This window comes from Auritidibacter ignavus, from assembly GCF_029853775.1.
Taxonomy (GTDB): domain Bacteria; phylum Actinomycetota; class Actinomycetes; order Actinomycetales; family Micrococcaceae; genus Auritidibacter; species Auritidibacter ignavus.
On sequence record NZ_CP122564.1, the window covers coordinates 112,367 to 137,172 of the forward strand.

A 24,806-nucleotide genomic window follows, 5' to 3' on the forward strand; every position below is an offset into this window, starting at 1 on the left:
CATCCGGGATATGCCTTCCATGGAGTCTTTCATCGGCTGAGAGAACTCTCTAGGGTGGAAGATGGTTGCAAAGGCGTGACCATCTTTCTCGACCGGTCAGAGCCGGTGAAAGACCAGACCCGTTCTATTGATAGAGGACTGAATGACTCGGACACAACCGCTGTGGACAAAGGAGTCCACCGGAACGGAAGAACTCGCACAAGCCTATTTTCATGATCTCTCAGCAGAGGACCGAGAGAAACTGGGCGATGCTGATGCCCGCTCGATTCTGGACCACCACCTCGAGCTCGCTATGGCTCGTCCCGCGCACGAGGCCAGCGTTGACATTCACAATGCGGGACACGTCACCACAGTGTACGTGGTCCAACAGGATATGCAGTTCCTGGTGGATTCGGTGACCGCGGTGCTCAGTGGCTCCGGCCACGGGATTGAGCTGATCAACCACCCAATGTTCATCGTGCACCGTGACGCTGAGACAGCTGAGTTGCAGTCCGTGTTCCCGGTTCCTAGCACCGGTCCCCGCCTCAGCGGTGAAACAGCCGAAAACATCGCATCCGACGCATTGCTGGGTCCGAAAGGAACCACGGTCAGTATCGAGTCCTGGATGAGCATCCGGCTTTACGAAAAGGTTGACGAACAGGAAGTTGCAGAGCTGGAGCAACAGTTGTCGGACAGTCTGGAAGACGTCTCGCTGGTCGCTCGGGACCAGGAAAAAATGCGGACCCAGGCGCTACAGGTTGCTGACCAACTCCGTCAGCAGGCACCGACTTCAACAAGTGGTGTCGATGAGACGGCAGCACTGCTGGAATGGATGGTCAAGGGCGGATTCATTTTCCAGGGATACCGTCGCTACGATCTGGAACACACCGCCGATGGCGACGTGGTGCTGGCCGGGGAGAGTGCCAACAGCCTCGGTGTCCTGTCGCGACGTCAAGGAACGGGAAGGCGGCCGCTGACCCAGTCCGGTCAGCAACAGATCCAGGTACCCAATCCGCTGATCGTGACGAAAACGAACGCCGTCTCGCGGGTGCAGAACCAGGTTCCGATGGACTACGTGGCCATCAAGACCTACGACGAGAACGGTAAGGTGACCGGAGAGAACCGGTTTATTGGTTTGTTCACCGCGAAAATTCGTACCACCCCGGTTCAGGAGCTACCTGTCGCTCGTGAAACAGCGCGGGCAGTGGTGCGGCTTTCAGGATTCGGTCCCCACTCCCACTCGGAACAGCAATTGCTGGACCATCTGGAGACCTACCCTCGCGAAGAGCTCTTGCAGTCCGGGTCAGAACAGGTTTGGGCAACTTTGGAATCTGTTCTGCATATCGGCCAGCGACGTCGTAGTGCCGTTTATGTCCATCAGGATCCTTTCGGACGCTACGCCCGGGCTATGGTGTATTTGCCCAAAGACCGCTACAACACCTCAGTGCGCAAGCGCATCCAGAACATCTTGATGGATGTCCTGCACGGTGAATCCCTTGAATACCAGGTGCTCCTCGGCGAGGCAGTATTGGCTCGGGTCACCTTCCGAATCAAAATTGCCAGCCAGTACCAGGACACTGGCGTCGTGGAATCGCTGGACATGAGCCAATTGCGCCACGACTTGGCTCAGGCCATCCGGTCGTGGAAAGAAGGCATTGATATAGAAGCCGTGGCCGTCTTCGGCGAAGAGAGCGGCGTTGATGCAGCTCAGATCTGGGACGAGGCCTTCCCTCCCGGATACCGAGTCCGCTACGAGGTCGAAGACGCACTGGAGGACATCTCCCGGTTCACCGCCCTGAACGATAACGAACCCACGGTCTATGCCATCCCGGATGCTTCCGATAGCTCGCAGGCGCGGGTGAAGATCTACTCCAAAGAGTCTAAAGACCTCTCGGATGTGCTCCCGGTCTTCCGCGATATGGGGCTACGCGTCATTGACGAATACCCGTTCATGATCAGCCCGAGTGATCAACGCGAGTTCTTCCTCTACGACTTGGGGGTCCAGGCCGAACACGAACTCGACCTGACCGTGGTGGCCAGCCTGCTGGAAGAAACCGCAGCGGCCACGCTGATCGGCACCAACTCTTCCGATGGGTTCAACCGACTGGGTATTGAACTCGGACTGCCACTGGGCCAAGTCGCCATCCTGCGCGCCTACGCCCACTACCTGCGTCAGCTGTCATTCCCCTCCTCGCTCGAGTTGGTGGCCACCACCCTGCTGAACAACCCGGTGGCAACCAGCGGTCTGGTGGAACTATTCGCCACCAAGTTCGACCCGCAAGCAACCGAAGCTGAAGGCGAAGAAAGCGACGGGGAGGCCAGTCAGGCCCGGGTGGAGGCCACCGAGCAGGCCCGGGACAAGGTCTTAGCATCCCTGGACGATGTCGCCAGTCTGGACGCCGACCGTATTTTGCGGGCCTTCATCACCGTGATCGACGCTACCGTTCGGACCAATGCCTACTTGGATCCCCACAACTCCTCGGCGGCTCGTGGTGGCCCTCGCTTGAGCTTTAAGATCCTGCCGCAACGGATCAACTTCGCTCCACAACCGCGCCCGGCCTTCGAGATCTGGGTCCACAGCCCCCAGGTTTCTGGTACCCACCTGCGCTACGACAAGATTGCCCGCGGTGGTCTGCGCTGGTCGGACCGCGCTGAAGATTTCCGCACCGAAGTCCTCGGCCTGGTGCAAACTCAGCAGGTCAAAAACGGCGTGATCGTCCCGGCTGGCGCCAAGGGCGGGTTCTTTGCCCACGGTCTGCCGGATCCGTCCCAAAACCGTAATGCCTGGTTCGAAGCCGGTCGTGATGCCTATCAGACCTTCATCCGCGGTCTGCTGGATCTTACCGATAACCAGCAGTTAGGCGCCGAAGAGACCACGGTGATCACCCCAGAGCGGGTGATCCGCCACGACGGCACCGACCCATACCTGGTGGTGGCTGCCGATAAGGGCACCGCATCCTTCTCCGATACAGCGAACGCCATTTCGGCGGAATACGGATTCTGGCTGGCCGATGCCTTTGCCTCCGGCGGGTCGGTCGGCTACGACCACAAGCAAATGGGTATTACCGCCCGTGGTGCCTGGGAGTCCGTACGCTCCCATGCTGCTGCTCTGGAGCTAGATGCCGATCACGACCCGATCACCGTGGTCGGAATCGGTGATATGTCCGGTGACGTGTTCGGTAACGGACTGCTACGATCGCAGCATCTGAAGCTCATCGCAGCGTTCAACCACCTGCACATCTTTATTGACCCCAACCCGGACCCCGAGGCGTCCTACACTGAGCGTCGCCGGCTGTATGACACCCCTCGTTCGACGTGGGCTGATTACGATCGCGACCTGATTTCCGCCGGTGGTGGCGTCTTCGACCGCGGGTCGAAGTCCATTGAGATTACCGAGCAGATGCGTGAAGCCCTGGGCCTGGAGGAATCGGTGACCTCGGCGTCCGGAGAGGAGTTGATTCACTATATCCTCCAGGCACCGGTTGACCTGCTCTACAACGGCGGTATCGGAACCTACATCAAGGCCGAGTCCGAAACCAGTGAGGACGTCGGGGACCGTGCCAATGACGTGATCCGTATCAACGGTTCCCAGGTTCGGGCACGCATCATCGGTGAAGGCGGAAACCTGGGTGCAACCCAGGCCGGCCGCGTGGAAGCTGCCGCCCACGGCGTGCGCGTCAACACTGACGCGGTAGACAACTCCGCGGGTGTGGATGCCTCCGATCACGAGGTGAACATCAAGATCCTGCTGGAGAACATGATCGCCTCCGGGGATTTGACAGCTGAGGATCGCGAGGAGTTGCTGGCCTCGATGACTGATGAGGTCGGGCACCTGGTGCTAGACACCAACGCCAGCCAGAACCGGTTGCTTCGCGTGGAAGAATCGCTCAGCCTGAACTGGATGCCAGCACTGATCCGGTATGTGAGCTGGTTGGAAGAGCACGGTGGGCTCAACCGCGAGCTGGAATCAATCCCCTCCCATGCCACACTGAACCAGCGGTTGAAGGACGGCAAACCGGTCTACACTCCAGAACTGTCCATCCTGCTGGCGTACGCCAAGAACACCCTGGCACGGCAGCTACAGGAAACCGATATCGTCACCGATCCCTGGTTCAGCCGGTGGCTGGTGCGCTATTTCCCCGAACGGCTACAAGAAACCGGTGAGAATGCGATCCTGCAACACCCGCTGGGTGCCCAGATCATCGCCACCCGCCTAGCCAACCACGTCATCGATTCCGGCGGCATCACCGTCATCTTCCGGGCCGAGGAAGAAACCGCCGCGGACCTGTCGACCCTGGTACGCGCCTTCATCGTCGCCGAAGAAATCTACCAGCTACCGGCCCTGCAACAACAGATCAATGATCTTCCCGCCACGCTGGACCACCGGGTGCGGATGCAGATGTTGCAAGATGTCCGCCGGCTCACCGACCGGCTGATGCGTTGGCTGATCCACCACCAGCTCACCACCGAGCCGATGCACTCCCGTATTGAACGGTTCCAGGACACCGTGGCAGCCGTCCAACCAAAGATCGGGCAGTTGCTCACCGGCGATATGCATCAGGCGGCCACCAGCCGTGCTACGAAACTCCGCGAGGCTGGCGTCGGCGACGAATTGGCAGAGACCGTGGCAACCCTGTTCGAATCCTACAGTTTGTTGGATATCGCCGGCATTGCCGACCGGTTCGATCAGGATCCTGCCGGTATCGCACGGGTCTACTTCCACGGTCAGGATTACTTCGACGCTGAGAAGCTACTGGAGTTGATCACCGATCTGTCCCGCCGGACCCGCTGGGATGCCCTAGCCCGCGTCTCCATCCGTGAAGACCTCTACGGGTGGCTGTCAGATTTGGCCTCGGTCATCGTGGAACAGACCGCCGAGGCGTTCACCTACGACACCCACGAAGAGGTCTCAGCTGCCGTGGAAGACTGGCGGGCCCACCACAAGCGGCGTGTGCACCGTGTCAAGGGCTTCTTCGACGAAATCAGAGCGCAGTTGCAACCCGAAGAAGGCGAGCACACCGACCTGGCGATGCTCACGGTGGTTCTGCACCGTTTGCGGACCCTGATCGTCTAGGAGTACTCCCCGAGTCCGCCCCGGTTCGGTGTGACACGCCACCACTGGTCAGCCCCGCCCGTCGGTGGGGCTGACCAGTGTGCGTTTCGGTCTTGGTTCCCGGGGCGTCGTCGCGTCCCGCTAGGCTGGCATCATGCACCACGAACGGTACCCCGACCGATCTGATCGTGCCCAGCCACCGGCCTCGGCTGGCCCGGATACGGCGGCTCTGCGACTGCCACCCGCGGTCAGCCGGCTACCTCGGGACTGGCAGATCCTCTCCGATCTCGCCTTCTCTGACCTGGTCCTCTGGCTCCCGAGTATTAACACCCGGGATGCGACGGGAAAACCCGACCAAGCAGACTTTGTGGCAGCAGCCCAAGCCCGCCCCTTCACCGCCCAAACCACGCTGATCCGCGATCTGATCGGCTCCGCCCCACGCACCGGACTTCAGCCGTTGCTGATGCAGGTGCTGCGCACCGGCATCCCCGTCAACGGATCCGAACAACTGCAAGGCTCGGCAGCTCTTGGCGTCACGGTCTGGCCGGTGGTCGACGGCGACGAGGTACTGGCCGTGCTGTCGGTGCACAAGAACCTCGCGCGACAACGTCATTCTTCCCGGCTGGAACAGGCCTACCACCGGTCGGCCCAAGATTTATTAATGATGATCTCCAGGGGACTGTGGCCAGAACCCGATCAACGCCATGGGCCATCGTTGTCAGATCTCAGGGTCGGTGACGGGATGATTCGATTAGACGCCCAAGGCCTCGTTAACTTCATCTCGCCGAACGCAGTGTCCGGGCTCCGGAAACTCGGAATCCGGCAACCGCTGGAAGGCCGACAACTTTCCCGCGTCGTGACCGACTACCTGCCCCCGCGAGGCCACACCGACCACCTGCTACCTAGCGTTCTTTATGGTGTCAGCACGGAGACCACAGAGATCGAAACTCGAAAAGTGTCTCTGTCGATACGGTCGATCCCGCTACGAGATCGACACCGAGAGCGTTATGCCGCCGTATTACTCATTCGAGACGTCACCGAACTGCGCCATCGTGATCGACAGCTGATCGGTAAGGACGCGACCATTAAGGAAATCCACCACCGGGTGAAGAATAATCTGCAGACCGTCGGGTCGCTGTTACGCATGCAATCACGTCGCATGACCTCCCCGGAAGCCAAACATGAGTTGCTACTAGCCATGGGGCGGGTTGATACCATTGCCCGGGTTCACGAAACCCTGTCACAATCGGTGGATCGTCGCATCGACATGGACGAGTTGCTCTCCCAACAATTCACGATGGCGGTAGACATCGCTAACACCGGGCGGGACATCCACACCGAAATCTCCACGGCCTTCGGGCAACTCTCGAGTGAACTGGCCACCCCGCTGGCATTGATCGTCAACGAGCTTGCCACCAATGCGGTGGAACACGGCCTCGACTCCGAACTGGGGGGAACGGTATGGTTCCGGGCCTACTACAGCACCCAAATCCCGGAAAATTTGCCCGGAACCGAGCTCACATCACGACCCGTTGAGCACCTGATCGTCGAGATTGAAGACTCGGGTCGTCCTGGCCGGCCCGGCTACCAGGGCACGCGCGGTCCAGATCGTCCGGAGCATACCTCAGCGACGAGTGCCGGAGGGCTGGGCACACAAATTATCCGCACGTTGGTGGCCTCGGACCTGCACGGAACAATCTCATGGCAACTGGCAACCCCCGGCGGTCGTGGCACCTTGGCTCGGGTTAGTATCCCGGTTGAGTAGGAGTGAGAAAGACCGAAGTGGGCCAACAGGGCTCCGGAGCCCTGTCCTACGTGGCCTTCGTGTACTGCAGACAAACACCGGTCGTTTCAGGCTCTGGCAGATTGCTCAGGGCGGTGAAACGACCGGTCAAAGATCAGTCTCGGTGGCACTGATTCAAAAGTGTGGTCTGGGCCTTTTCTCAAGGGTGCTGGCTCTTCGGCTTAGGAAGCCCGGCGGGCACGAGCCTTACGGCGCTTCAGTGCGCGACGCTCGTCCTCGCTCATACCGCCCCAGACACCGTAATCCTGACCGGTGCTGATGGCCCACTGCAAACACTGTTCCATGACAGGGCACTGGTTGCAGATTGCCTTAGCTTCTTCGATCTGCAACAACGCGGGACCGGTGTTGCCCACCGGGAAGAAGAGCTCTGGATCCTTATCCAGGCACGCTGCCTTACTACGCCAATCCATAATGAATTGCTCCTTTTCGCTGCTGGTATGGCTCGCGACCGCTGTCCGTAAGAAACAGTTCAGCTTGTCAGAGGAGACAATGAGAAGAACTCGCGAGAAAACGGAGAGGGTGCGACGCTGTGAGCCCGGCCTGTACCGGCTCGTCGACTGTTGTTAATAATGTTTTCATGTGGTTTTGCTCCGTGCAAGAGACTAAAGTCACCGAAATGTCAAATTTGAAGAGATATTTGTCACAACAGCACTCTCAATTTGCGTCCACTGTGGCATGGGGCATAACATTCCGTCTTTTTAGTGAGCGCTCTTGACAGTGCGCCTTTTAGCCTGTTAGTTCACCTGAAGTTTGCCTACGTGGGGTGGAGAGTAGGCCGGTGGGCCCGTGATGGTATGAGACAATGATCCGGAAAGGGGCACAATCAGGGGTGGTCATCATCGAAGACAATCGCGTGGATAGTCGTGCACCACTGGTGTGGTTGCTCAGCCTCATTGTGGGTTGCCAAGGGCTTGTCCTTACGGTCTCGGCTGTGCTGGCCGTACTGAACATCGGAGATGGCACCTTAGGCCTGGGGGCAGAGCTATTCCTCGCCTTTCTCTTAGCCATCGGAGCGATCTGGTTGATCGTAGCAGCCTATGGCGTCGTAAAAGGTAAAGCCTGGACCAGGGCAGCGGTCATGGTGATTGAGCTGTTCGCCATTGTCCTGTCTTTTAACTACTTCTCCACGGCTGACTGGTGGTATGGCATCGCGTTCCTTGTCCCTGCGGCCGTAGCGTTAGTCATATTGTTTAGCCCGGCAGTGAATGCCCACATCACCCGACGAGAACCTGAACGGTAGCCAAGTTGACGCTAGCTCAAGCCCACTACCGGCCTGGTATATACCGGGTAGGTAGCGGGGATGAGAATAGATTCGTAGCGTGAGTCAACCGTAGACGGGGCCGGTAAACTTCTCGCCAGGGCCTTTGCCGTGTTCATCTGGGACGGTTGAGGCCTCGCGGAAAGCGAGTTGCAGGGTGCGCAGTCCATCACGTAGGGGAGCCGCGTGTGCCCCACCGATTTCCGGGGCAGCTGCCGTGACCAGACCGGCCAAGGCCGTGATGAGCTTGCGGGCCTCATCGAGGTCAGTTTGTTCTGCGGCATCGGGCAGGTCCGCCAGTCCGCATTTCACCGCTGCTGCGGTCATCAGGTGGATTGCGGTGGTATTAATGAGTTCCACGGCAGGAACGTCCTGAATTTCGCGAACCTGATCCTCGACCCCGTGCTGGAGGTCGTCGAGTTGCTCGTCGGACAGGTGGTCGTGGGAGTGTGGTTCTGTCATAGGTCTAAGCTTGGCATAGCTCTATGGATATTGCTCAAGGTTTACCCCGCGGGTCGCCGGGACTGCGTTGGATATCGAGGCGAGACCTGCTACCATAGGTCGGTAGACAAGTGGAGGTTTGCTCCCACCCGCGCTAGCAGGAAGTATCGCGACGATACCGAGTTTCCGGGTTATGCCAAGGGTATTGCTGAGCAGTCCCTTGAAGAGACGTCACGCTTTCAACATCTCAGAGTGACGTTTTAGCCTCCACTGTCTGACAGGGAGGCATTTTTTGTGTCACGATTCCGCGAGGTAACGCGGTGGCCCTGTGCCGTTGCGACAGACTATTTGAGGAGAACAGCATTAACGAGCCTAGAATCAATGAACGCATTCGCGTGCCAGAGGTCCGCCTTGTCGGCCCGCAGGGTGAACAAGTCGGAATCGTGCGTGTTGAAGACGCCTTGCGTCTGGCGGTCGAAGCGGATCTGGATCTTGTTGAGGTTGCTCCTAAAGCCAAACCCCCTGTGGCTAAACTCATGGACTTTGGCAAATGGAAATACGAAGCTGCGGTCAAGGCCCGTCAATCGAAGAAGAAGCAAGCCTCAACAACACTCAAAGAGGTGCGGTTCCGTCTGAAGATTGATACTCACGACTATGAGACCAAGACTGGCCGGGCCAAAAAGTTCCTGAAATCTGGGGACAAGGTCAAGGCGATGATTCAGTTCCGTGGCCGTGAACAACAGCGCCCAGAGTTGGGGATCCAGCTCTTGGAGAAGTTTGCTGAAGACGTAGCTGAGTATGGCGAAGTTGAATCTGCTCCGCGACAGGACGGTCGCAACATGGTGATGGTTGTGGGTCCGTTGCGTAACCGCAGAGATAAGAAAGACGCGAAGAAGCCGTCGTCACCGCAACGCTCTGGCGGTGGCTCTCGTCGCGACCGGGCTGCTGCTGCAGCGAAGGCCGCCAGAGAGCAACAGGCCAAGGACCGCGAGGTCAAGAATTTGGTGGGAGACGCCATGCCCGAGGAACTGAAGAAGATGGGTTCCTCAGCAACGTCTTCCTCCCAGGCTCCGAAGCCGGGGCCCAAGCCGCGGGCACCTCGGAAGAGCTAGCTCAGCGGTCACGATGAACCCGTACCCGCATCGATCACGCGATGAAGGGCAACAGAGTTTGGTGGAGGGCACCGAGCTCAGTCTGACTTCCTGGGGGAGTCAGCACAACCACGAAGGAGAACGGCAACTATGCCGAAGATGAAAACTCACAAGGGTGCCGCAAAGCGCTTCCGCGTGTCCGGTACCGGAAAGCTGATGCGTCAGCGTGCCAACCGTCGCCACTACCTGGAACACAAGTCGTCGCGACTGACTCGTCGTTTGAAGGGCGATGTCGCGGTGACCAAGGGTGACACTCGTCGTATCCGGAAAATGCTGGGTATCTAAGCATTCTTTTTACACACAACTTTGTGGTGGGGCCGTGTAGCTAAGACCCCGCCGATCATCGACTACTGAAGGAGATACGCGTGGCACGTGTGAAGCGGGCGGTTAACGCCCAGAAGAAACGCCGGACCGTCTTGGAGCGGGCTTCCGGCTACCGCGGACAGCGCTCTCGCCTGTACCGCAAGGCCAAAGAACAGCTGTTGCACTCGTATGTATACAACTACCAACACCGGCACAAGCGTAAGGGTGACTTCCGCCGTCTATGGATTACCCGTATTAATGCTGCTGCTCGAGCGAACGGAATGACCTACAACCGTTTCATCCAGGGCGTACGCTTGGCGGGCCTTGAGCTGGACCGTCGTATGCTGGCTGAGATTGCTGTTTCTGATGCAGCTACTTTCGCCAAAATCGTCGAGCAGGCTAAGAACGCTCTGCCTGAGGACGTCAACGCCCCGGCTGCCAGCTAGTCCGTTGGTATTCTGCGTCTACCGTAACGACCTGCATACCGATGAGCACTGAATGCCCCGTCCCGTTCCTGGACAACGCTCGATCCGATCGAGTTAAACACGTCGCAGGTTTGGGGGGGCGTTCTGCTGTGCGTCGTCGCCAAGGGCTGTTTCTGGCTGAAGGACCGCAAACCGTCCGGGAAGCGCTCAAAGCAGAAACCGGGCAACTTCAGGCAAAGACACCGTCGGCATCACAGCGTCGTGCGAGCTGGAGACCGGGATGTGTGATTGATCAACTTTACTGGACCTCGGAGCTCGAATCCTCTGATCCGGCATTATTTGGTCTTGTCCAGGACGTCGTCCGGCGACGTAATGTCTATGCTGCAGAGATTTCTCAGGACGTCTTAGAAGCCATGTCCGATACTCAGTCACCGCAATCGATCTTGGCTGTTTGCGCAATACCTGAACAGCCAGAGCAGCTTGACTTAGCCGGGTTGCATTTGGTCGCGGTGCTGTGCCGAGTACAGGATCCTGGAAATGTCGGCACGATTATCCGTGTGGCCGATGCGGTGGGTGCTGATGGGGTGTTTCTGACTAGCGGTAGCGTGGACCCCTTCAGTCCGAAGGTCGTCCGCTCCACGGCTGGTTCTTTATTTCATCTCCCCGTCTTGTCTCGCCTTGATATCGGAGAACTGGCACCCGAACTGTCCGCGACCGGAATGAAATTATTGGCGGCTGACGGGTACGGACAGACCACACTAGACATGCTGAGCGAGGCACAATTGGCCGACCCGACGGCCTGGATGTTTGGTAATGAGGCACAAGGGCTTAGCGATGATGAGCGACACCTGGCCGTCCAGTCGATCGCGGTGCCGATGTATGGCCAGGCTGAGTCTCTAAATGTTGCTACCGCCGCCACCGTGTGCATGTATGCCTCGGCCATGCAATATCATTCAGCAAGCTGAATTTCCAGGCCTTGTACAGGCCATCCTCGTCCCACGAGGACACCACGATATGGAATATGTGGGGCTTGACGTATCCGTGGCCAGACCATACGGTGTTCCTCGGTTGAGCCGAACCCCAGATATATCCGGTCGGTAATCAGCCCCACGGTGCGCCCCGCGGCCAATTCTCGGCCACCATGTATCAGGATTTTCAGTGTGTTGGGGAAGTCGCGGATCAGCGTCATTAAACGGTCTTCAAAACTCTCGAAGCCTCGACCAGGGATTCTTGAGGCCCACGCCGAAAAATGTCGAATAATGATGGTGAGCTGTTGGCCAGCTTGAAGGATTTCTCTCAAGGTCGCTAGAGCCTCTTCGAGTTCTTCACCGGTGCACTCAGCATGGAACGACCATCTGTTCTGAGAACTCTCCGTTATGTGGATTGCTCGTTCCACTGAGGATTCTTCTCGATGGGGGCGACCATCAAAGAGGGCCACCTTGTTGGCAATCCTTGGCGAAGGGTCCCCTTGGTGGTGCTGGGTGAAGAACGCCGGGACTGCCCGATCTAGCAGTTTTTCGGCACCAGATCCGCTGGCGCCGATGACGGCTAAAGAACCGGTTAGGATCCAGGGTTTTCGTCCGCTCTGAGGCGTTGCCTCGGAAGAAGTTGTCTTGGGGTTCCACCATATCGGAGCTTGCATCCGTTCGGTTGGGTGGTCGACGAGCCCTAGGATCATGCCTGATGTCGGTGTTAACGGGTCTGTGCTCTGAGTGCTAGGATTCCAGTGCTCGGGTAGCGAAGGCAAGACAATGGGGTCAGGACATAACAGACCGGCCTGTTCATGGGCTTGGGTAATCATGGATACCACCCGTGGCCACTTCGTGGTGGCGACAGTCTTTGTCGACACCGGGCGATCGGCGGAGACTGGGGTGAGCGTGACCGGTTCAGAAGGTAGTCGCATAATAGGAGTCTGAAAGATCTCGGACTCGGCCGGTCCGCGACGCAGAATCCCACGTCCTGGCTGAGAAGCGCTGATGCGATAGGCCGAGGCATCACCGATCAGGTCCCAGGAATCTTGTTCTGTTGCTGTGCGAAGACAGAGTACCGAGCCCAGATTCGCCCGCACGTCAGAGGTCACGGTCCCCTGAGCCCGCTGTGTTGCCAACACCAAATGGAATCCCAGTGAGCGTCCCGTGGAGGCGAGGCGGATCAGAACATCTTGGGCTTGACGGTGGTCTTCGATTAGCATTTTCAGTTCATCGATGGCCACCACAAGCCGTGGCAAGACGACATGGGGCACGTTCTGTCGGAACGATGAGTAATCGGGGACCCGATACTCAGCAAAGAGCTTCTCTCTGCGGTGTAATTCGGCTTCGATAGCTCCCAAAGATCGCAAAGATAGTCCGGCGCTGAGGTTGGTTTCCACCGCCATCACATGTGGCAGGTCCTCGAGGACCGCGAAGGAGGAACCACCTTTAAAATCGAGGAGTACCATCGATAGCTGGTCCGCAGGGTAGTTCATCGCTAGTTGGGCTAGAACAGTCAGTAAGAGCTCAGATTTTCCCGATCCGGTCGTGCCGGTAATCAACACATGTGGTCCGTCTGCGACCAGATCTAAAGCGTCGGCGCTATCTCTGGCATCGATCTCCACCCGCAGATCTCCCGAGCTATGAGCGGTAAAAAATGTAGACGGAAGGCTCAACAGCGGGCTATGACTCCTGGTTGCCGGTAATTGGCTGAGTAGGCGTGAAGTAACCAAATCTAAAGTGGTGACACTTATCCCAAAGAAGTTGATCTGCGAGATATCTTGGCCCAGACCTGATACTGAGCCATCGCTAACATCAAACACCACCTCTTGGCTGGCCGGAGGTCTGGGACAGTTCTCGTCTACCTGTTCAATCCGTACCAGGGGAGTACGGGCGAATTTTTGGTCCAGGTCGTCCCGAGTGAGCGTACCGGTCGTATCAATGATTGTTGATGGTAGGACGGAATCGATCAGTTCCTTGTCCCGTTCGGAATTCGTATGGACCCAGACACGTTGTTGGGTGGCCGCTGCGTGATGGTGGCACTGTGCCAGCAGCCAGTGTGTGACCGAGGCAAGCTGTTCGGGTAGCCCGCGGACCACGGTGGTTGAGCCTGGAGCCAGATGTTGGGCGATAGCGGTATGAACTTGGGTATGCTGCGCCCATTTCTCGTCGGCGTCACTCCGCACAAGCTTGACCGCGAGGATCCCGTCTCCCCAGCGGATGGTTGGAGTTGCTAAATGCGGTCGGAGCAGCCCGAGCGGATCTGGGGCGATAGATCGCAGAGCGAAACGCAGTTGGTCTGGAGTGTATGTTTCATTCAGTCGGTGTTGTCCCTGTTCGGTAGATAGTCGGGTGATCGTTGCGATAAACTTCCGGCGTTTCGCGCGATATTGACTGATCATGACCACGGCGACGATCACCGAAATCGCGCTGAAGAGCAGGAAATACCACATTCCTGTGACAACCATCATCACCAGTCCGATGATCATCGGACTGGCTGCCATTACCAGTTGAAGCACAACATTCGGCGGCTGAGGCTCCGGGCCCGGATCAATCTCCAGTACGGCTGGGGCCCTTAACTCTGGCAGCCGGGGATAGTGCGGGGAGACGAGACGAAAACTTGTCTGCCCTCTGGACAGAGTCTCTTGTGCCGGCCACTGCGATGAAACCGATCTCTCGTGCGACGTTTCGGCAGGTTGTGTTAGCGGGCTGTAGGTTGTCAACTGGGTGGTGTGCTGCGTCAGATGCACGCTGAAATCACGATCGAGCAGATACGGATCGTTGATTTGATAGTGCGCGTGCTGTCGGCCCACGGACAATGGTTCTCGTGTGACCGGCACAAGACGCCCGGCGTCAGGTCCGGTAGTAGTCACGAGATTCAACCCAGGATGATCTATCCGTTCCTTTGGTATTGCGTGGTCAGGCCGGGCAATCAGCCGCAGGACATGACCGGCCGAGGGCACATGCTCGCAACATTGGGTGAGCTGAGTGTGATCGAGGTCCGCCAAGCGACGTTGCTCGAACCACAACTGGTAGTCCCGTAGCTGGGCTTCTGCGTGCTGTCTGATCAGCTGTTCCAATTCAGCACCGCCACCCGCGGGAAGGTTTTCAAGCACCCATCGGGGCGGTTGCGGAGTTGCTAGTCCGAAGAGCTCAAGAAGCATCGTCAATCCGGTGTGTCATGGGTTTCTGGTCGGTTCTATCTTCGTCGCCGGGTACGAATGCGTCGAGAGTATTTGTAAGACCTGTGGATAATATAAATTATCCAGAAATTTCAGGAACCACTGTTTTCTCAGCTCAATTTATTGTTTACAGTGAGTGGGGTCACAGTTTTGTGATGTCAGACGACAGTTTTGGTTGCTGAAGGGGAGCAATGATTCGATGGACGCTTTGCGCATACTGGAAACAGAAGTTCGCGAAGAGATACGCCGATCCAATATTGACCCTTCTAAAGATCTCACTGCAGTTCGAGACCTCGTCTACCACGTCACACAGAACTATGATGCGCGTTCACTGACAGGCAGCGTGCCGGTTTTGGCCGATCGTGAGGTTGCTCAAAAAGCCGTGCTAGACGCTGTCGCTGGTTTCGGACCGCTGCAACGGCTGCTGGACGATGATTCTGTCGAAGAAATCTGGATCAACTCTCCCGACCAAGTTTTCTGCGCTCGCGGTGGCACCACAGAGTTGACCAATGTCTCGTTGAGTGCGCAACAGGTTCGAGACTTGGTCGAGAAGATGCTGAAAAGTTCGGGGCGTCGACTCGACCTGTCCTCACCGTTCGTTGACGCTGCCTTACCCGACGGATCACGGCTCCACGTGGTTATTCCGGAGATTACGGCACAACACTGGGCCGTTAACATTCGAAAATTCGTTGTTCGAGCGCACAACCTTCAGGATTTGGTCCGTACCCGCTCGCTAACCGCTCAAGCCGCCATGTTTTTAGAGGCTGCCGTGACTGCCGGGCTGAACATTCTGGTGTCCGGTGCCACTCAAGCCGGGAAAACCACTCTGTTGAATTGTCTATCCGCTGCCATCGGGGCCAGAGAGCGAGTGATTACCGTTGAGGAGATCTTTGAACTGCAGATACCGGTTCGTGACGTGGTGAGCATGCAGTGTCGGCAGGCCAATCTGGAAGGTTATGGTGAGATTTCGTTGCGTCGCCTGGTAAAAGAAGCCCTGCGGATGCGTCCGGACCGGATTATTGTCGGAGAGGTCCGCGAGGCCGAAAGCTTGGACATGCTCATTGCGATGAACGCCGGACTGTCGGGAATGTGCTCGGTGCACGCCAACAGTGCCCAGGATGCACTCACCAAAATCTGCACGCTACCTTTATTGGCAGGGGACAATATCACCTCACAATTCGTGGTCCCGACGGTGACCAGTTGTTTTGACCTGGTGGTGCACTGTGAAAAAGACCGCCGAGGACAGCGACGGATAGCTGAGATCCGTGCGGTCGGGCAACGTGTCGAAGCCGGTGTGATCGAATCGGCTCCAGTCTTTCATCGACCAGAGCACGAACTAGTTTTTAACCCCAGCGGCTTGGTGGATAGCAAAAAGTTTCGTGACCACGGTATGGACGTCCGCGCTTTGATGGGCGCGAACGCATGAGCGTGTTGCTCGGGCTCATCCTAGGGGTCGGGCTACTCCTGATTTGGCTGTCATGGTGGGCCCAGCCTGCCCAGGAGAGTCGCAAGCCCTCTCGCGTGTCAGGACTTCAGCACCTGGTTATTCGTTCTGGGATCGAACGCATTACCGTCCCCACTGTCGTGGCTAGTTCGGCCATTTTGGCTTTGGTGGTGGGGCTGGTCATGATTGCCCTGACGAGAGCGGTTCCGTTGGGGATCTGCTTTGGACTCTTCGCAGCTCTGCTTCCATTTGGCATCTTGAAATCGTCAGCCAGAAAACGGCAAGCGACGATGCGCGAGGTATGGCCCGAGGCGGTAGACCATTTACGGTCCGCGATTCGTGCCGGATTGACGTTGCCCGAGGCGTTGTCACAATTGGCGATTCACGGTCCCGAAGAACTCAGACCCGCGTTGGAAGATTTCACCGCAGATTATCGGGCCGGAATGCGATTCTCTGGTGCCCTAACACGCCTTAAGGAGCGTCTGGCCGATCCAGTAGCCGATCGGCTGGCGGCATCGTTGATGATGACCCGGGATGTCGGTAGCGCAGATATTGGTGCAGTACTGGAGACCTTGGCGGACTTTTTGCGTGAAGAGGCACAAACTCGAGCTGAACTGGAAGCGCGACAGTCTTGGACTATCAACGGGGCGCGTCTGGCTGTGGTCGCGCCGTGGGTCGTGCTACTACTTTTGGCAACACAACCGCAGGCGTTGGCTGCTTATCAAACGATGGCAGGCATGCTCGTGTTGCTGTTCGGCGTGGTGGTTAGTGCCTTGTGCTATTGGCTAATGCGCAGGATTGGGGCTCTTCCGGCTGAGAGGAGAGTTTTATGAGCGTGCCAAGTTGGTTGGCCTTAGGGTGCGGGGCACTTTTAGGTACCGGTCTTGTATTGATCATGTTGGTCGTGTGGACAGGTGGGTCGCCCTCGCTAGTCCAGCGCGTCCAACCTCAGCTCCGGGGATTTGCTCCTGCGACGGCACCGGTGACGGCTCGGCCCAGTGGGGTCCTCGGTACGATCTACAAGTTGGCCGCCCCGTTGCTGGGTCGAGTGGCCAGACTGCTGGATATGATGAACCTCGGTTCTGACCAATTACAGAGAAAACTGTGGAGTGCTGGCCTCGAGATGACCGTGGCACAGTATCGCACAGAGCAACTCATGTATGCCCTACTTGGAGCATCCGCCGGAATGGTGGTCAGTATCGGGCTTGCCGTGAACTACTCACTCACGCCCCTGCTAGGCGTCATCGTGGTTCTTGGCCTTGGCGTCCTGGGTTTCTTCTTGCGGGATAATGTTCTCAGCTCCCAGGTATCTCGTCGCAAAGCCCGTATCTTGGCGGAGTTTCCCACCGTGACCGAACTAGTTGCTTTGTCAGTATCGGCCGGAGACACTGCACAGGGTGCCATCGAACGGGTGGCCAACTCCGCTGAGGGAGAGCTGGCTACCGAATTTGATCGCGTGATGCGAGATCTCCATGCCGGTTCCAGCTTCGCTACTGCCCTGCGGTCCTGTGACCACCGGGTCCAGATACCGGCCGTCGAACGATTCATCTCTGGGCTCTTGGTGGCCTTGGAACGCGGTACTCCGCTGTCGCAGGTCTTAAGGGCACAAGCCCATGATGTCCGTGAGATGTCGAAACGAAACTTGATGGAAGTCGCGGGCAAGAAAGAGATCGGCATGATGGCCCCATTGATCTTCGGCATCCTGCCTCTGACAGTCCTCTTTGCCGTCTATCCGGGCCTCTCGCTATTGAACCTCGGTGTTTGAGAGTTTCGAGCAATACAGACTAGATCACCCCCCAAAAAAAGGAATGACCAGAAATCCACGACGAGTAAGTCACGACAAGAAGGAGACACACTATGAAGAGCCTGATTACGTTGATGATCTGGATGTCCAATTCACTCCAGCGCCTGGGACGAGATGAACGAGGAGATGTTCCAGGCTGGGTGATGATTACCCTGATGTCGGCTGTGCTGGTGGCTGGCCTGCTGGCACTTGCCGGCCCGGCTCTGGCAGACCTCTTCAACCAGGCGATCGATCAAGTTTCAACAAACTAAGATGTGGGAATCCATCGGCTCGTTGCGACGTGAGCGTGGCTCCGCCGTGGCGGAATCAACCATGATCATCGCCGTCATTGCGGTGCTGATGGTTTCGATCATGCAACTAGCGGTCATTATTCACACGCGCAATACGATGATTGACGCGGCCTCAGCAGGCGCCCGTTATGCGGGGCTAGCTGATAAGTCCGTCAGCGACGGCGTGGAGCGGGCCGAGACGTTGCTGACCGAGTCGATACCGGGGGCTTCGCAGGCTCAGGTGAGTGCTCAGGTTTCCGCAGTACCCGGTGGTGATGGAGCGGAGTTGATTACCATCACCGTCGAGCACGGCATTCCCATGGTTGGGTTCGTCGCCGCTCCTGTCACGTGGGAGGTGAGTGGCCATGCGTATAGCTTCACCCAATAGATGCGACCATCGCGCCGATGAGGGGTCTTCGACCGTGGAATTCACGGTACTTGCTGCCGTACTACTGGTGCCGGTGATCTATTTCTTAGTACTCATCGCCCAGATCCAATCCGCCGGCTACGCCACCGTTGCAGCGGCTGATCAGGGCGTGAGAATGCTTGCGCAGGCTTCGGACGATGAACAGGGCGAGCAACGAGCCAGAGCCAGCATTGAGCGAACCGTGGAGGATTACGGCGTTGATCCAGACCAAATTACCGTCGCCATTCACTGCTCACCAGACAGTTGCACCGCTCCGGGCTCACTAGCGCAGATCGAAATATCCACTAGTGTGGGTCTTCCGCTGGTTCCCAGTATCTTAGGTAACCCGACCAGCGTGGCCACGTTGAACTCAGTCGCTGACTATCAAGTGGGTGAATTTGAGTAAGGTACTAGCTCGATGGCGTGTCCGAATGTGCGAAGATTCAGGACAGACCAGCATTTTGCTGATGGGGATATGCGCCGTCTTGTTGTCCTGTGCGGTCACGATCTTGGCAATCACGCAGGTCAATCTCCAGTCGCGCAAGCTCCTATCGACCGCCGACACTGTGGCATCCGTGGCGGCCGCCGACTTTCGTCTTGATACACCTGCCATCTCAGAACCCAATAGCAACAGCGTGGTAACCCAAACGCCAAGACTCAATGCCCGGTCGGCCCGGGGTCGGGTTGAAGACTATCTCAATTCTTCGGGGGCCTACCAGCGGTTCGGCGACCTTGACGTCGTCGATGTCCGAGTCCTTGGCGGGGATACAGTGGTGGTGGAGTTGACTGCACAGGCGGAGGTCCCGGTGGTGAGTTGGTTTCTTCCCGATGGGGTAGAGGTTCACGCAGAGTCCAGCGCTCGCACCAGTCTGCAACGCTGAGTCGTTTTCTGCCCTCCGGCTCAGATGACGTAGGCTTGGAGGGTCATGGCTGAAATTGATTTCCCCGCCGAGATCGCGGGTCTACGTTCTACCTATGCCTCGATTGCGGAAGTTTCCGACTTGCCGCAGATTCGCGCTGACGTCGAGGAGCTATCCCGTCAGGCCGCGGCACCTGATCTATGGGACAACCCTGATGAGGCTCAAAAAATCACCTCCAAGCTCTCGAGGCGTCAGCACGAACTGGAACGGTTGACCACCATGGAATCACGCATTGACGATCTCGAAGTCATGGTGGAATTGGCCAGGGAAGAGTCAGAACCGGCCATTTTGGATGACGCGGCCAGTGAGCTCTCCAGCATCCGCGATGCACTTAGCCAGCTAGAAACTGTCACGCTACTCAACGGTGAATATGATGAGCGCGAGGCGGTGGTGACTGTTCGTTCCGGTGCCGGTGGTGTGGATGCTGCCGACTTCGCCGAGATGCTGATGCGAATGTATTTGCGCTGGGCCGAACGCCACGGGTACCCGACCAAGGTGATGGACACCTCTTATGCCGAAGAAGCTGGGATGAAGTCGGCAACTTTTGAGGTCAATGCTGAATACGCATATGGAACGTTATCGGTTGAAGCCGGAACGCACCGTTTGGTCCGTATTTCTCCTTTCGACAACCAGGGACGTCGACAGACCTCCTTCGCCGCGGTTGAAGTCGTGCCGGTGATTGAATCCGATGACTCGCTGGAGATTCCCGAGACAGAGCTGAAGATCGATGTGTTCCGTTCCTCAGGCCCTGGTGGTCAGTCGGTCAACACCACCGACTCTGCGGTGCGTATGACCCATATTCCCACCGGGATCGTGGTGTCGATGCAGAACGAGAAGTCTCAGATTCAAAACCGCGCTGCTGCCCTGCGGGTCTTGCAGTCGCGGTTGCTGTTGCTACGCCAGCAGGAAGAAGATGCCAAGAAGAAAGAACTCGCCGGTGACGTAAAAGCCAGCTGGGGTGATCAAATGCGCTCTTATGTGCTCAATCCCTATCAGATGGTGAAAGATCTGCGGACCGGGCACGAGGAAGGTAACCCCGACAAGGTCTTCAACGGCGAAATTGATGACTTTATCGATGCTGGCATCCGGTGGCGTGCCGGTGACCGGCATGACGGCGAGGACGAGAACTAATCGACTTCGGCGACACAGCATCTCTCATGGCTCAGCCTCCCACAACGGTTACCAATTCGTGACTATTCTTGAAGGGCCGGCGCTGGAAGACTTCCCCGATTAGGCCACACCGCCGGCGGGTATTCTGCCCGGTCGGAGTAGAACATGATTCGATTCGAAGATGTCACGAAGGTTTATCACCGTACCTCGCGACCAGCACTCGAAGACGTGACCGTTGAAATAGAACGCGGTGAGTTCGTCTTCTTAGTTGGTGCCTCCGGATCCGGTAAATCAACTTTTATCCGACTGGTCCAGCGAGAAGAACGTGCAAGCTCCGGTTCCGTCTACGTCTCAGGAAAAAACGTCGCCAAACTGCCGAGCTGGCGGGTTCCTCACCTGCGACGCGGTTTGGGCGTGGTCTTTCAGGACTTTCGGTTGTTGCCGAACAAAACCGTGTTTGCCAACGTGGCCTTTGCAATGCAAGTGTTAGGCAAACGTAATGCCTTGATCAGCCAAAACGTGCCCGATGTGCTCGAGACCGTGGGGTTGGCGGGGAAAGAGAAGCGGATGCCACACGAGCTATCCGGTGGTGAGCAACAGCGCGTGGCGATTGCTCGTGCGGTTGTGAACCGCCCGGCGATTCTGTTGGCCGATGAGCCCACCGGTAACCTCGACCCCGAAACGTCCTGGGGAATTATGGAAGTTCTGGACAAGATCAACCAGAACGGCACTACCGTGGTGATGGCGACCCACGATCACGACATCGTTAACTCGATGAAAAAGCGTGTGGTGGAACTTGTGGATGGTCGTATTGTGCGTGATGAAGCCGAAGGCGGTTACTCTCCCTCCATTAGTCCTGAACACGAGCGCCAGCTGCAGGCCTATGGAGATGACCAGCCGATGCCACGTCGTGCCACACGGCGCGGTGAGGCAGTTCAGGAACAGATCGTCCAGGAGGGTCAGCAGTGAGAGTTAGGTTTATTTTCGGCGAGACTTTCTCTGGTATTCGCCGAAACCTCTCGATGGTCATCTCGGTCATTCTGGTGACTTTTGTGTCCCTGACCTTCGTCGGAGCCGCCGGTCTCCTTCAGCAACAAATTAACCAGATGAAGGGCTATTGGTACGACCGGGTTGAAGTGGCGATCTTCTTGTGTACCGAAAATTCCCTGTCGGCGGCCTGTTCGGCGGGCGCGGTGACCGATGAACAACGCCAGGCCATTGAAGACCAGCTCGAATCGCCGCAAGCAGCAGAGTATGTCGACAGCTACGAGTACGAGTCTCAAGAGATGGCGTTGGAGATTTTCCAAGAGCAGTTTGCCAACTCCGAAATGGCTGAGGTAGTCACGGCTGACCAGCTCCCGGAATCATTCCGGGTGAAATTGGTAGACCCCGAACAATACGAAGTGATCAACGAGATGTTCGCCAATATGCCGGGCGTTGAGGAGGTCTCAGATCAGCGAGAATTGCTGGAGTCGTTATTTGCAATCATGAACATCGCCTCAGTCGTTGCGGTCGGACTGGCCGTGGTGATGTTGGTGACAGCAACGCTTTTGATCGCGACCACCATCCGGCTCTCCGCCTTCTCCCGCCGACGCGAGACCGGGATTATGCGCTTGGTCGGCGCCTCCAAATCCATGATCCAACTCCCGTTTCTGGCAGAAGGTGTGTTGGCGGCGGTCCTTGGCGCGGTGCTGGCATCGGTGACGACGTGGGCACTGGCAGAGTTCTTTGTTGGTAACTGGTTGGCCACCCAATATCCAGACACTGGCTTTATATCCGGGCAAGATGCCCTCGTTCTCATACCATTGTTGATAGTGATTGCCGTGGTTCTGGCTGCGGTCTCGTCCTGGTTGACATTGCGGCGATACCTCAAGGTCTAGCTCGGCAGTGGCCTGCTTGAGTCCTTCGTCTTCCCCCGTTCCGTGAAGGAGTACTTTTCATGAGCCGTAACCGGCTACCTCTGTGTGTTATTGCGACTGGCTTGATGGCGGTGCTGACAGTCAGCAGTATCGCGCCAGCCCATGCGCAGGATAAGGTCGATGAGTTGCAACAGCAGCTGGACGAATCGCGTCAGCAGGAATCAGACTTGTCTGATTCCTTGTCGGATTTGGAAAGCCAAAAGCAAAAACTGGAGTCTGACCGGGGCGACTTGAATGCCAACCTGGAAGGGCTCGATGAGGACATCCGGAAAAAGGTCACGGAGCTCAACGAGTTGCAAGAGCAGTTGCCCGGTGCGCAACAGGCTGTTGAAGACGCAGAGTCTCGAGTGCAAGCTGCCGTGGATGAAGTGCAGTCGCTCAAGAGTCGATTGACCTCAGCCCAGCAACGTCGTCAGGAAATTCAGGCCGAGATCGATGACTCGGAACAACAGGTTGCACAAGCGCGCGAGGAAGTTGGCCAGATTGCCCACCAGGCCTACCGGCGTGGCGGGGTCTCGCAAGATCTGTCGTTTATGCTCGGTGTTTCTGATTCCTCCCTGCCCGAGACTATGGGACTGACTCAGCAGGCGCTACGCATCCAATCCTCACGGTCTTCCCAGGCCTCCCAGCAGGCAGCAACCGACCGTAATGCGGACGCACGTCTCGCCGGCGTGGAACAAGAAATCGAAGAGCTACAGGCACAGGCCGAGGAAGCTCTCGAAGCTGAAGAAAAAGCCCGTGACGAGGCTCGAGCCGCAAAGAAGGAATTGGACACGATGGTATCCGACACCGAGCGGCTCACTGAAGAACTGAAGGCCGAACGTCCGAAGATTCAGAAGCAGATCGACGAGAACCGCGCCGAGCAATCTTCGGTGAACGAAGACATCGCTCAGCGTCAGCGGGAGTTGCTCGATCAAGAATCAGCAACCTCGGACTTAGAAGGCCAATACCAAGAGGCAGTCGAAGAGGCTGAACGCAAACGCAAGGAAGCAGAAGAAGCGGAACGTAAGGCTCGTGAAGCAGAGGAACGAGCAGCGGCCGCTAAGGCGTCGGAACGTCAGCGCAAGGAGGCTGAAGAAGCACGGAAAAAGGCCGAAGAAGCCTCTAAGGCCTCGCGTGACGCAGACCAAAAAGTCACAGAAGAGGCTGCGGCCAACGAGTCGTCCAAATCATCGGGCTCCTCGGGATCCTCGAAACCTTCCAGCAGTTCCTCGGCGTGGGGTCTGGTTCCTCCCCTCAATACCTACCAGACTTCTGGATTTGGGTGGCGTCCCACCCCAGCCGGAACTTTTGACTATGGAGGAGCTGGCGGATACGTTCACACCGGAATCGACTATGGCGGTGGCTGTGGTCTACCGATCAAGGCCGCCGCGTCCGGCACGGTCATGAACGCTGACTGGGCCGTGTGGACCTCGGGTCGTCGCGTCGTCATTTCGCACGGGCAGGTTAACGGTCGGCTATTGGCCACAAAGTACCATCACATGACCCGTTACGTCGTCAGTCCAGGTCAGAAGGTCAACCAGGGTGACGTCATCGGTTATACCGGCACAACCGGTAACTCCACCGGGTGCCATTTGCACTTTGAAACGCTGTTAGACGGGACCGCGGTTGACCCCGAGGGCTTGCTCTAACTATTTCCACGTCGCGACCCTCTCTGACCCGTTAGATGACTTCGGAGAGGGCCGACGTGTATAATTTTTGGGTTGATCGACAAGATGTGCCCGGTATGTTCAACGAGATCTTGGGGAAGAGGTGAGGCTGACGATGGCGAAGAAATCGAACGGGAAAAAAACACCTGACCCCAATAGCCAGGTTGTTGCCTCGAACCGGAAAGCTCGTCACAACTACACGATCAAAGATACCTATGAAGCCGGGCTGTCTCTGATGGGAACTGAGGTTAAATCACTACGCGAGGGACAAGCCTCGATTGGTGATGGGTTCGCCCAGTTTACCAATGGTGAGCTCTACCTCGAACAGGTCTACATTCCTGAATACCTCAACGGTTCTTGGACGAACCATGCATCGCGACGCCGGAGAAAATTGCTACTACACCGTGCAGAATTGAATCGGCTTGAGCGCGCTGTCCAGGACAAAGGCGTTACCATTGTGCCACTTAAGCTCTATTTTAAGAATGGTATCGCCAAGGTAGAGATCGCCGTTGCCGAGGGTAAGCGTGACTTTGACAAGCGCCAAGCACTTCGTGAGCAGCAAGATGCGCGTGAGGCACAACGAGCGATGCGGCAAGCCAACCGGCGCGGGGTCTCCGCGTTGGAGTTTTAGCTCTTTGCAGAAGAACACAGCTCCCGGGCAATCAGGGAGCTCGCGTGACTTGCGGGCGGACTTTCGACGGGTTATTCTGGTGTATCCACG

At 57.3% G+C, this 24,806-nt stretch carries 23 protein-coding genes; 20 read left to right on the forward strand and 3 right to left on the reverse strand.

All coding sequences use genetic code 11. The annotated features are described in order from the left end of the window. Positions 1 to 142: 142 nt before the first annotated feature. Together QDX22_RS00480 and QDX22_RS00485 are read left to right on the forward strand one after the other, a co-directional pair. Complete coding sequence (locus tag QDX22_RS00480) at positions 143 to 5,053, forward strand: NAD-glutamate dehydrogenase (protein ID WP_122548695.1); 4,911 nt, start codon at positions 143 to 145, stop codon at positions 5,051 to 5,053. A gap of 133 nt (positions 5,054 to 5,186) precedes the next feature. Beyond that, the gene (locus QDX22_RS00485) at positions 5,187 to 6,797 is read left to right on the forward strand and encodes a sensor histidine kinase (RefSeq protein ID WP_110100260.1); all 1,611 of its coding nucleotides are present in this window, start codon (positions 5,187 to 5,189) and stop codon (positions 6,795 to 6,797) included. A gap of 200 nt (positions 6,798 to 6,997) precedes the next feature. On the opposite strand, the gene QDX22_RS00490 is transcribed toward QDX22_RS00485, so the two are convergent. Continuing rightward, complete coding sequence (locus QDX22_RS00490; RefSeq protein ID WP_110098613.1) at positions 6,998 to 7,246, reverse strand: WhiB family transcriptional regulator; 249 nt, start codon at positions 7,244 to 7,246, stop codon at positions 6,998 to 7,000. A gap of 443 nt (positions 7,247 to 7,689) precedes the next feature. On the opposite strand from QDX22_RS00490, the gene QDX22_RS00495 reads away from it, so the two are divergent. Then, on the forward strand, positions 7,690 to 8,076 hold the full coding sequence (locus QDX22_RS00495) for a hypothetical protein (protein WP_146206275.1): 387 nt from the start codon (positions 7,690 to 7,692) through the stop codon (positions 8,074 to 8,076). 84 nt (positions 8,077 to 8,160) lie between these two features. On the opposite strand, the gene QDX22_RS00500 is transcribed toward QDX22_RS00495, so the two are convergent. After that, positions 8,161 to 8,556 (reverse strand): DUF1844 domain-containing protein, encoded by a 396-nt coding sequence (locus QDX22_RS00500; RefSeq protein ID WP_110123387.1) that lies wholly within the window; start codon positions 8,554 to 8,556, stop codon positions 8,161 to 8,163. 374 nt (positions 8,557 to 8,930) lie between these two features. On the opposite strand from QDX22_RS00500, the gene infC reads away from it, so the two are divergent. The 4 genes from infC (at position 8,931) to QDX22_RS00520 (ending at position 11,379) form a co-directional block, all read left to right on the forward strand. After that, complete coding sequence (gene infC / locus QDX22_RS00505; protein ID WP_233487812.1) at positions 8,931 to 9,647, forward strand: translation initiation factor IF-3; 717 nt, start codon at positions 8,931 to 8,933, stop codon at positions 9,645 to 9,647. 129 nt (positions 9,648 to 9,776) lie between these two features. Beyond that, positions 9,777 to 9,971: a 50S ribosomal protein L35 gene (gene rpmI / locus QDX22_RS00510; RefSeq protein ID WP_110098615.1), complete on the forward strand. Its 195-nt coding sequence runs from the start codon at positions 9,777 to 9,779 to the stop codon at positions 9,969 to 9,971. 80 nt (positions 9,972 to 10,051) lie between these two features. Next, positions 10,052 to 10,435, forward strand: a complete 384-nt coding sequence (rplT, locus tag QDX22_RS00515) for a 50S ribosomal protein L20 (protein ID WP_110098616.1) — start codon at positions 10,052 to 10,054, stop codon at positions 10,433 to 10,435. Positions 10,436 to 10,476: 41 nt separating this feature from the next. Beyond that, complete coding sequence (locus QDX22_RS00520; RefSeq protein WP_110100261.1) at positions 10,477 to 11,379, forward strand: TrmH family RNA methyltransferase; 903 nt, start codon at positions 10,477 to 10,479, stop codon at positions 11,377 to 11,379. On the opposite strand, the gene QDX22_RS00525 is transcribed toward QDX22_RS00520, so the two are convergent. Next, positions 11,364 to 13,901, reverse strand: coding sequence for an FtsK/SpoIIIE domain-containing protein (locus tag QDX22_RS00525; RefSeq protein ID WP_279723928.1), 2,538 nt, complete (start codon positions 13,899 to 13,901; stop codon positions 11,364 to 11,366). The genes QDX22_RS00520 and QDX22_RS00525 overlap by 16 nt on opposite strands. Positions 13,902 to 14,126: 225 nt before the next feature. Here QDX22_RS00525 and QDX22_RS00530 point away from each other — a divergent pair, with 225 nt between their 5' ends. The 13 genes from QDX22_RS00530 to smpB all read left to right on the forward strand — a co-directional run bounded on the left by QDX22_RS00530 (position 14,127) and on the right by smpB (position 24,716). After that, positions 14,127 to 14,426, forward strand: coding sequence for a hypothetical protein (locus tag QDX22_RS00530; protein ID WP_158278497.1), 300 nt, complete (start codon positions 14,127 to 14,129; stop codon positions 14,424 to 14,426). Between the two features lie 337 nt (positions 14,427 to 14,763). Beyond that, on the forward strand, positions 14,764 to 15,990 hold the full coding sequence (locus QDX22_RS00535) for a TadA family conjugal transfer-associated ATPase (RefSeq protein ID WP_110098619.1): 1,227 nt from the start codon (positions 14,764 to 14,766) through the stop codon (positions 15,988 to 15,990). Next, the gene (locus QDX22_RS00540; protein WP_110100263.1) at positions 15,987 to 16,841 is read left to right on the forward strand and encodes a type II secretion system F family protein; all 855 of its coding nucleotides are present in this window, start codon (positions 15,987 to 15,989) and stop codon (positions 16,839 to 16,841) included. The genes QDX22_RS00535 and QDX22_RS00540 overlap by 4 nt, the downstream gene beginning before the upstream one ends. Then, on the forward strand, positions 16,838 to 17,773 hold the full coding sequence (locus tag QDX22_RS00545) for a type II secretion system F family protein (protein WP_110100264.1): 936 nt from the start codon (positions 16,838 to 16,840) through the stop codon (positions 17,771 to 17,773). Before QDX22_RS00540 ends, QDX22_RS00545 begins: the two co-directional genes overlap by 4 nt. Before the next feature lie 92 nt (positions 17,774 to 17,865). Then, complete coding sequence (locus QDX22_RS00550; protein WP_110098622.1) at positions 17,866 to 18,063, forward strand: hypothetical protein; 198 nt, start codon at positions 17,866 to 17,868, stop codon at positions 18,061 to 18,063. A 1-nt stretch (position 18,064) separates the two neighbouring features. Then, positions 18,065 to 18,469, forward strand: a complete 405-nt coding sequence (locus tag QDX22_RS00555) for a TadE/TadG family type IV pilus assembly protein (RefSeq protein ID WP_110100265.1) — start codon at positions 18,065 to 18,067, stop codon at positions 18,467 to 18,469. A gap of 34 nt (positions 18,470 to 18,503) precedes the next feature. Continuing rightward, positions 18,504 to 18,893 (forward strand): hypothetical protein, encoded by a 390-nt coding sequence (locus tag QDX22_RS00560; RefSeq protein ID WP_110098624.1) that lies wholly within the window; start codon positions 18,504 to 18,506, stop codon positions 18,891 to 18,893. 25 nt (positions 18,894 to 18,918) lie between these two features. Beyond that, positions 18,919 to 19,368 carry a hypothetical protein gene (locus tag QDX22_RS00565; RefSeq protein ID WP_279673667.1) on the forward strand — a complete coding sequence of 150 codons (450 nt, stop codon included), beginning with the start codon at positions 18,919 to 18,921 and terminating at the stop codon, positions 19,366 to 19,368. A 45-nt stretch (positions 19,369 to 19,413) separates the two neighbouring features. Continuing rightward, on the forward strand, positions 19,414 to 20,538 hold the full coding sequence (gene prfB, locus QDX22_RS00570; protein ID WP_110098626.1) for a peptide chain release factor 2: 1,125 nt from the start codon (positions 19,414 to 19,416) through the stop codon (positions 20,536 to 20,538). Between the two features lie 144 nt (positions 20,539 to 20,682). Further along, entirely contained in the window at positions 20,683 to 21,486 is an 804-nt protein-coding gene (ftsE, locus tag QDX22_RS00575) for a cell division ATP-binding protein FtsE (protein ID WP_110100268.1), read from the forward strand. Further along, on the forward strand, positions 21,483 to 22,397 hold the full coding sequence (ftsX, locus tag QDX22_RS00580; RefSeq protein ID WP_110098628.1) for a permease-like cell division protein FtsX: 915 nt from the start codon (positions 21,483 to 21,485) through the stop codon (positions 22,395 to 22,397). The genes ftsE and ftsX overlap by 4 nt, the downstream gene beginning before the upstream one ends. A gap of 59 nt (positions 22,398 to 22,456) precedes the next feature. Beyond that, the gene (locus QDX22_RS00585) at positions 22,457 to 24,067 is read left to right on the forward strand and encodes a M23 family metallopeptidase (protein ID WP_110109995.1); all 1,611 of its coding nucleotides are present in this window, start codon (positions 22,457 to 22,459) and stop codon (positions 24,065 to 24,067) included. 133 nt (positions 24,068 to 24,200) lie between these two features. Further along, positions 24,201 to 24,716, forward strand: a complete 516-nt coding sequence (gene smpB, locus QDX22_RS00590) for an SsrA-binding protein SmpB (protein ID WP_110098630.1) — start codon at positions 24,201 to 24,203, stop codon at positions 24,714 to 24,716. The last annotated feature ends 90 nt before the right edge of the window (positions 24,717 to 24,806 follow it).

What these genes read in the sequence shown, in the direction of transcription:
- QDX22_RS00535 (WP_110098619.1), top strand. Translation starts at nt 14,764, where the DNA reads ATGGACGCTTTGCGCATACTGGAAACAGAAGTTCGCGAAGAGATACGC.
- QDX22_RS00485 (WP_110100260.1), top strand. Translation starts at nt 5,187, where the DNA reads ATGCACCACGAACGGTACCCCGACCGATCTGATCGTGCCCAGCCACCG.
- QDX22_RS00520 (WP_110100261.1), top strand. Translation starts at nt 10,477, where the DNA reads ATGAGCACTGAATGCCCCGTCCCGTTCCTGGACAACGCTCGATCCGAT.
- QDX22_RS00585 (WP_110109995.1), top strand. Translation starts at nt 22,457, where the DNA reads ATGAGCCGTAACCGGCTACCTCTGTGTGTTATTGCGACTGGCTTGATG.
- QDX22_RS00540 (WP_110100263.1), top strand. Translation starts at nt 15,987, where the DNA reads ATGAGCGTGTTGCTCGGGCTCATCCTAGGGGTCGGGCTACTCCTGATT.
- QDX22_RS00550 (WP_110098622.1), top strand. Translation starts at nt 17,866, where the DNA reads ATGAAGAGCCTGATTACGTTGATGATCTGGATGTCCAATTCACTCCAG.
- QDX22_RS00530 (WP_158278497.1), top strand. Translation starts at nt 14,127, where the DNA reads ATGCACGCTGAAATCACGATCGAGCAGATACGGATCGTTGATTTGATA.
- QDX22_RS00555 (WP_110100265.1), top strand. Translation starts at nt 18,065, where the DNA reads ATGTGGGAATCCATCGGCTCGTTGCGACGTGAGCGTGGCTCCGCCGTG.
- QDX22_RS00500 (WP_110123387.1), bottom strand. Translation starts at nt 8,556, where the DNA reads ATGACAGAACCACACTCCCACGACCACCTGTCCGACGAGCAACTCGAC.
- QDX22_RS00490 (WP_110098613.1), bottom strand. Translation starts at nt 7,246, where the DNA reads ATGGATTGGCGTAGTAAGGCAGCGTGCCTGGATAAGGATCCAGAGCTC.
- QDX22_RS00480 (WP_122548695.1), top strand. Translation starts at nt 143, where the DNA reads ATGACTCGGACACAACCGCTGTGGACAAAGGAGTCCACCGGAACGGAA.
- ftsE (WP_110100268.1), top strand. Translation starts at nt 20,683, where the DNA reads ATGATTCGATTCGAAGATGTCACGAAGGTTTATCACCGTACCTCGCGA.
- QDX22_RS00565 (WP_279673667.1), top strand. Translation starts at nt 18,919, where the DNA reads ATGTGCGAAGATTCAGGACAGACCAGCATTTTGCTGATGGGGATATGC.
- prfB (WP_110098626.1), top strand. Translation starts at nt 19,414, where the DNA reads ATGGCTGAAATTGATTTCCCCGCCGAGATCGCGGGTCTACGTTCTACC.
- rpmI (WP_110098615.1), top strand. Translation starts at nt 9,777, where the DNA reads ATGCCGAAGATGAAAACTCACAAGGGTGCCGCAAAGCGCTTCCGCGTG.
- smpB (WP_110098630.1), top strand. Translation starts at nt 24,201, where the DNA reads ATGGCGAAGAAATCGAACGGGAAAAAAACACCTGACCCCAATAGCCAG.
- QDX22_RS00545 (WP_110100264.1), top strand. Translation starts at nt 16,838, where the DNA reads ATGAGCGTGCCAAGTTGGTTGGCCTTAGGGTGCGGGGCACTTTTAGGT.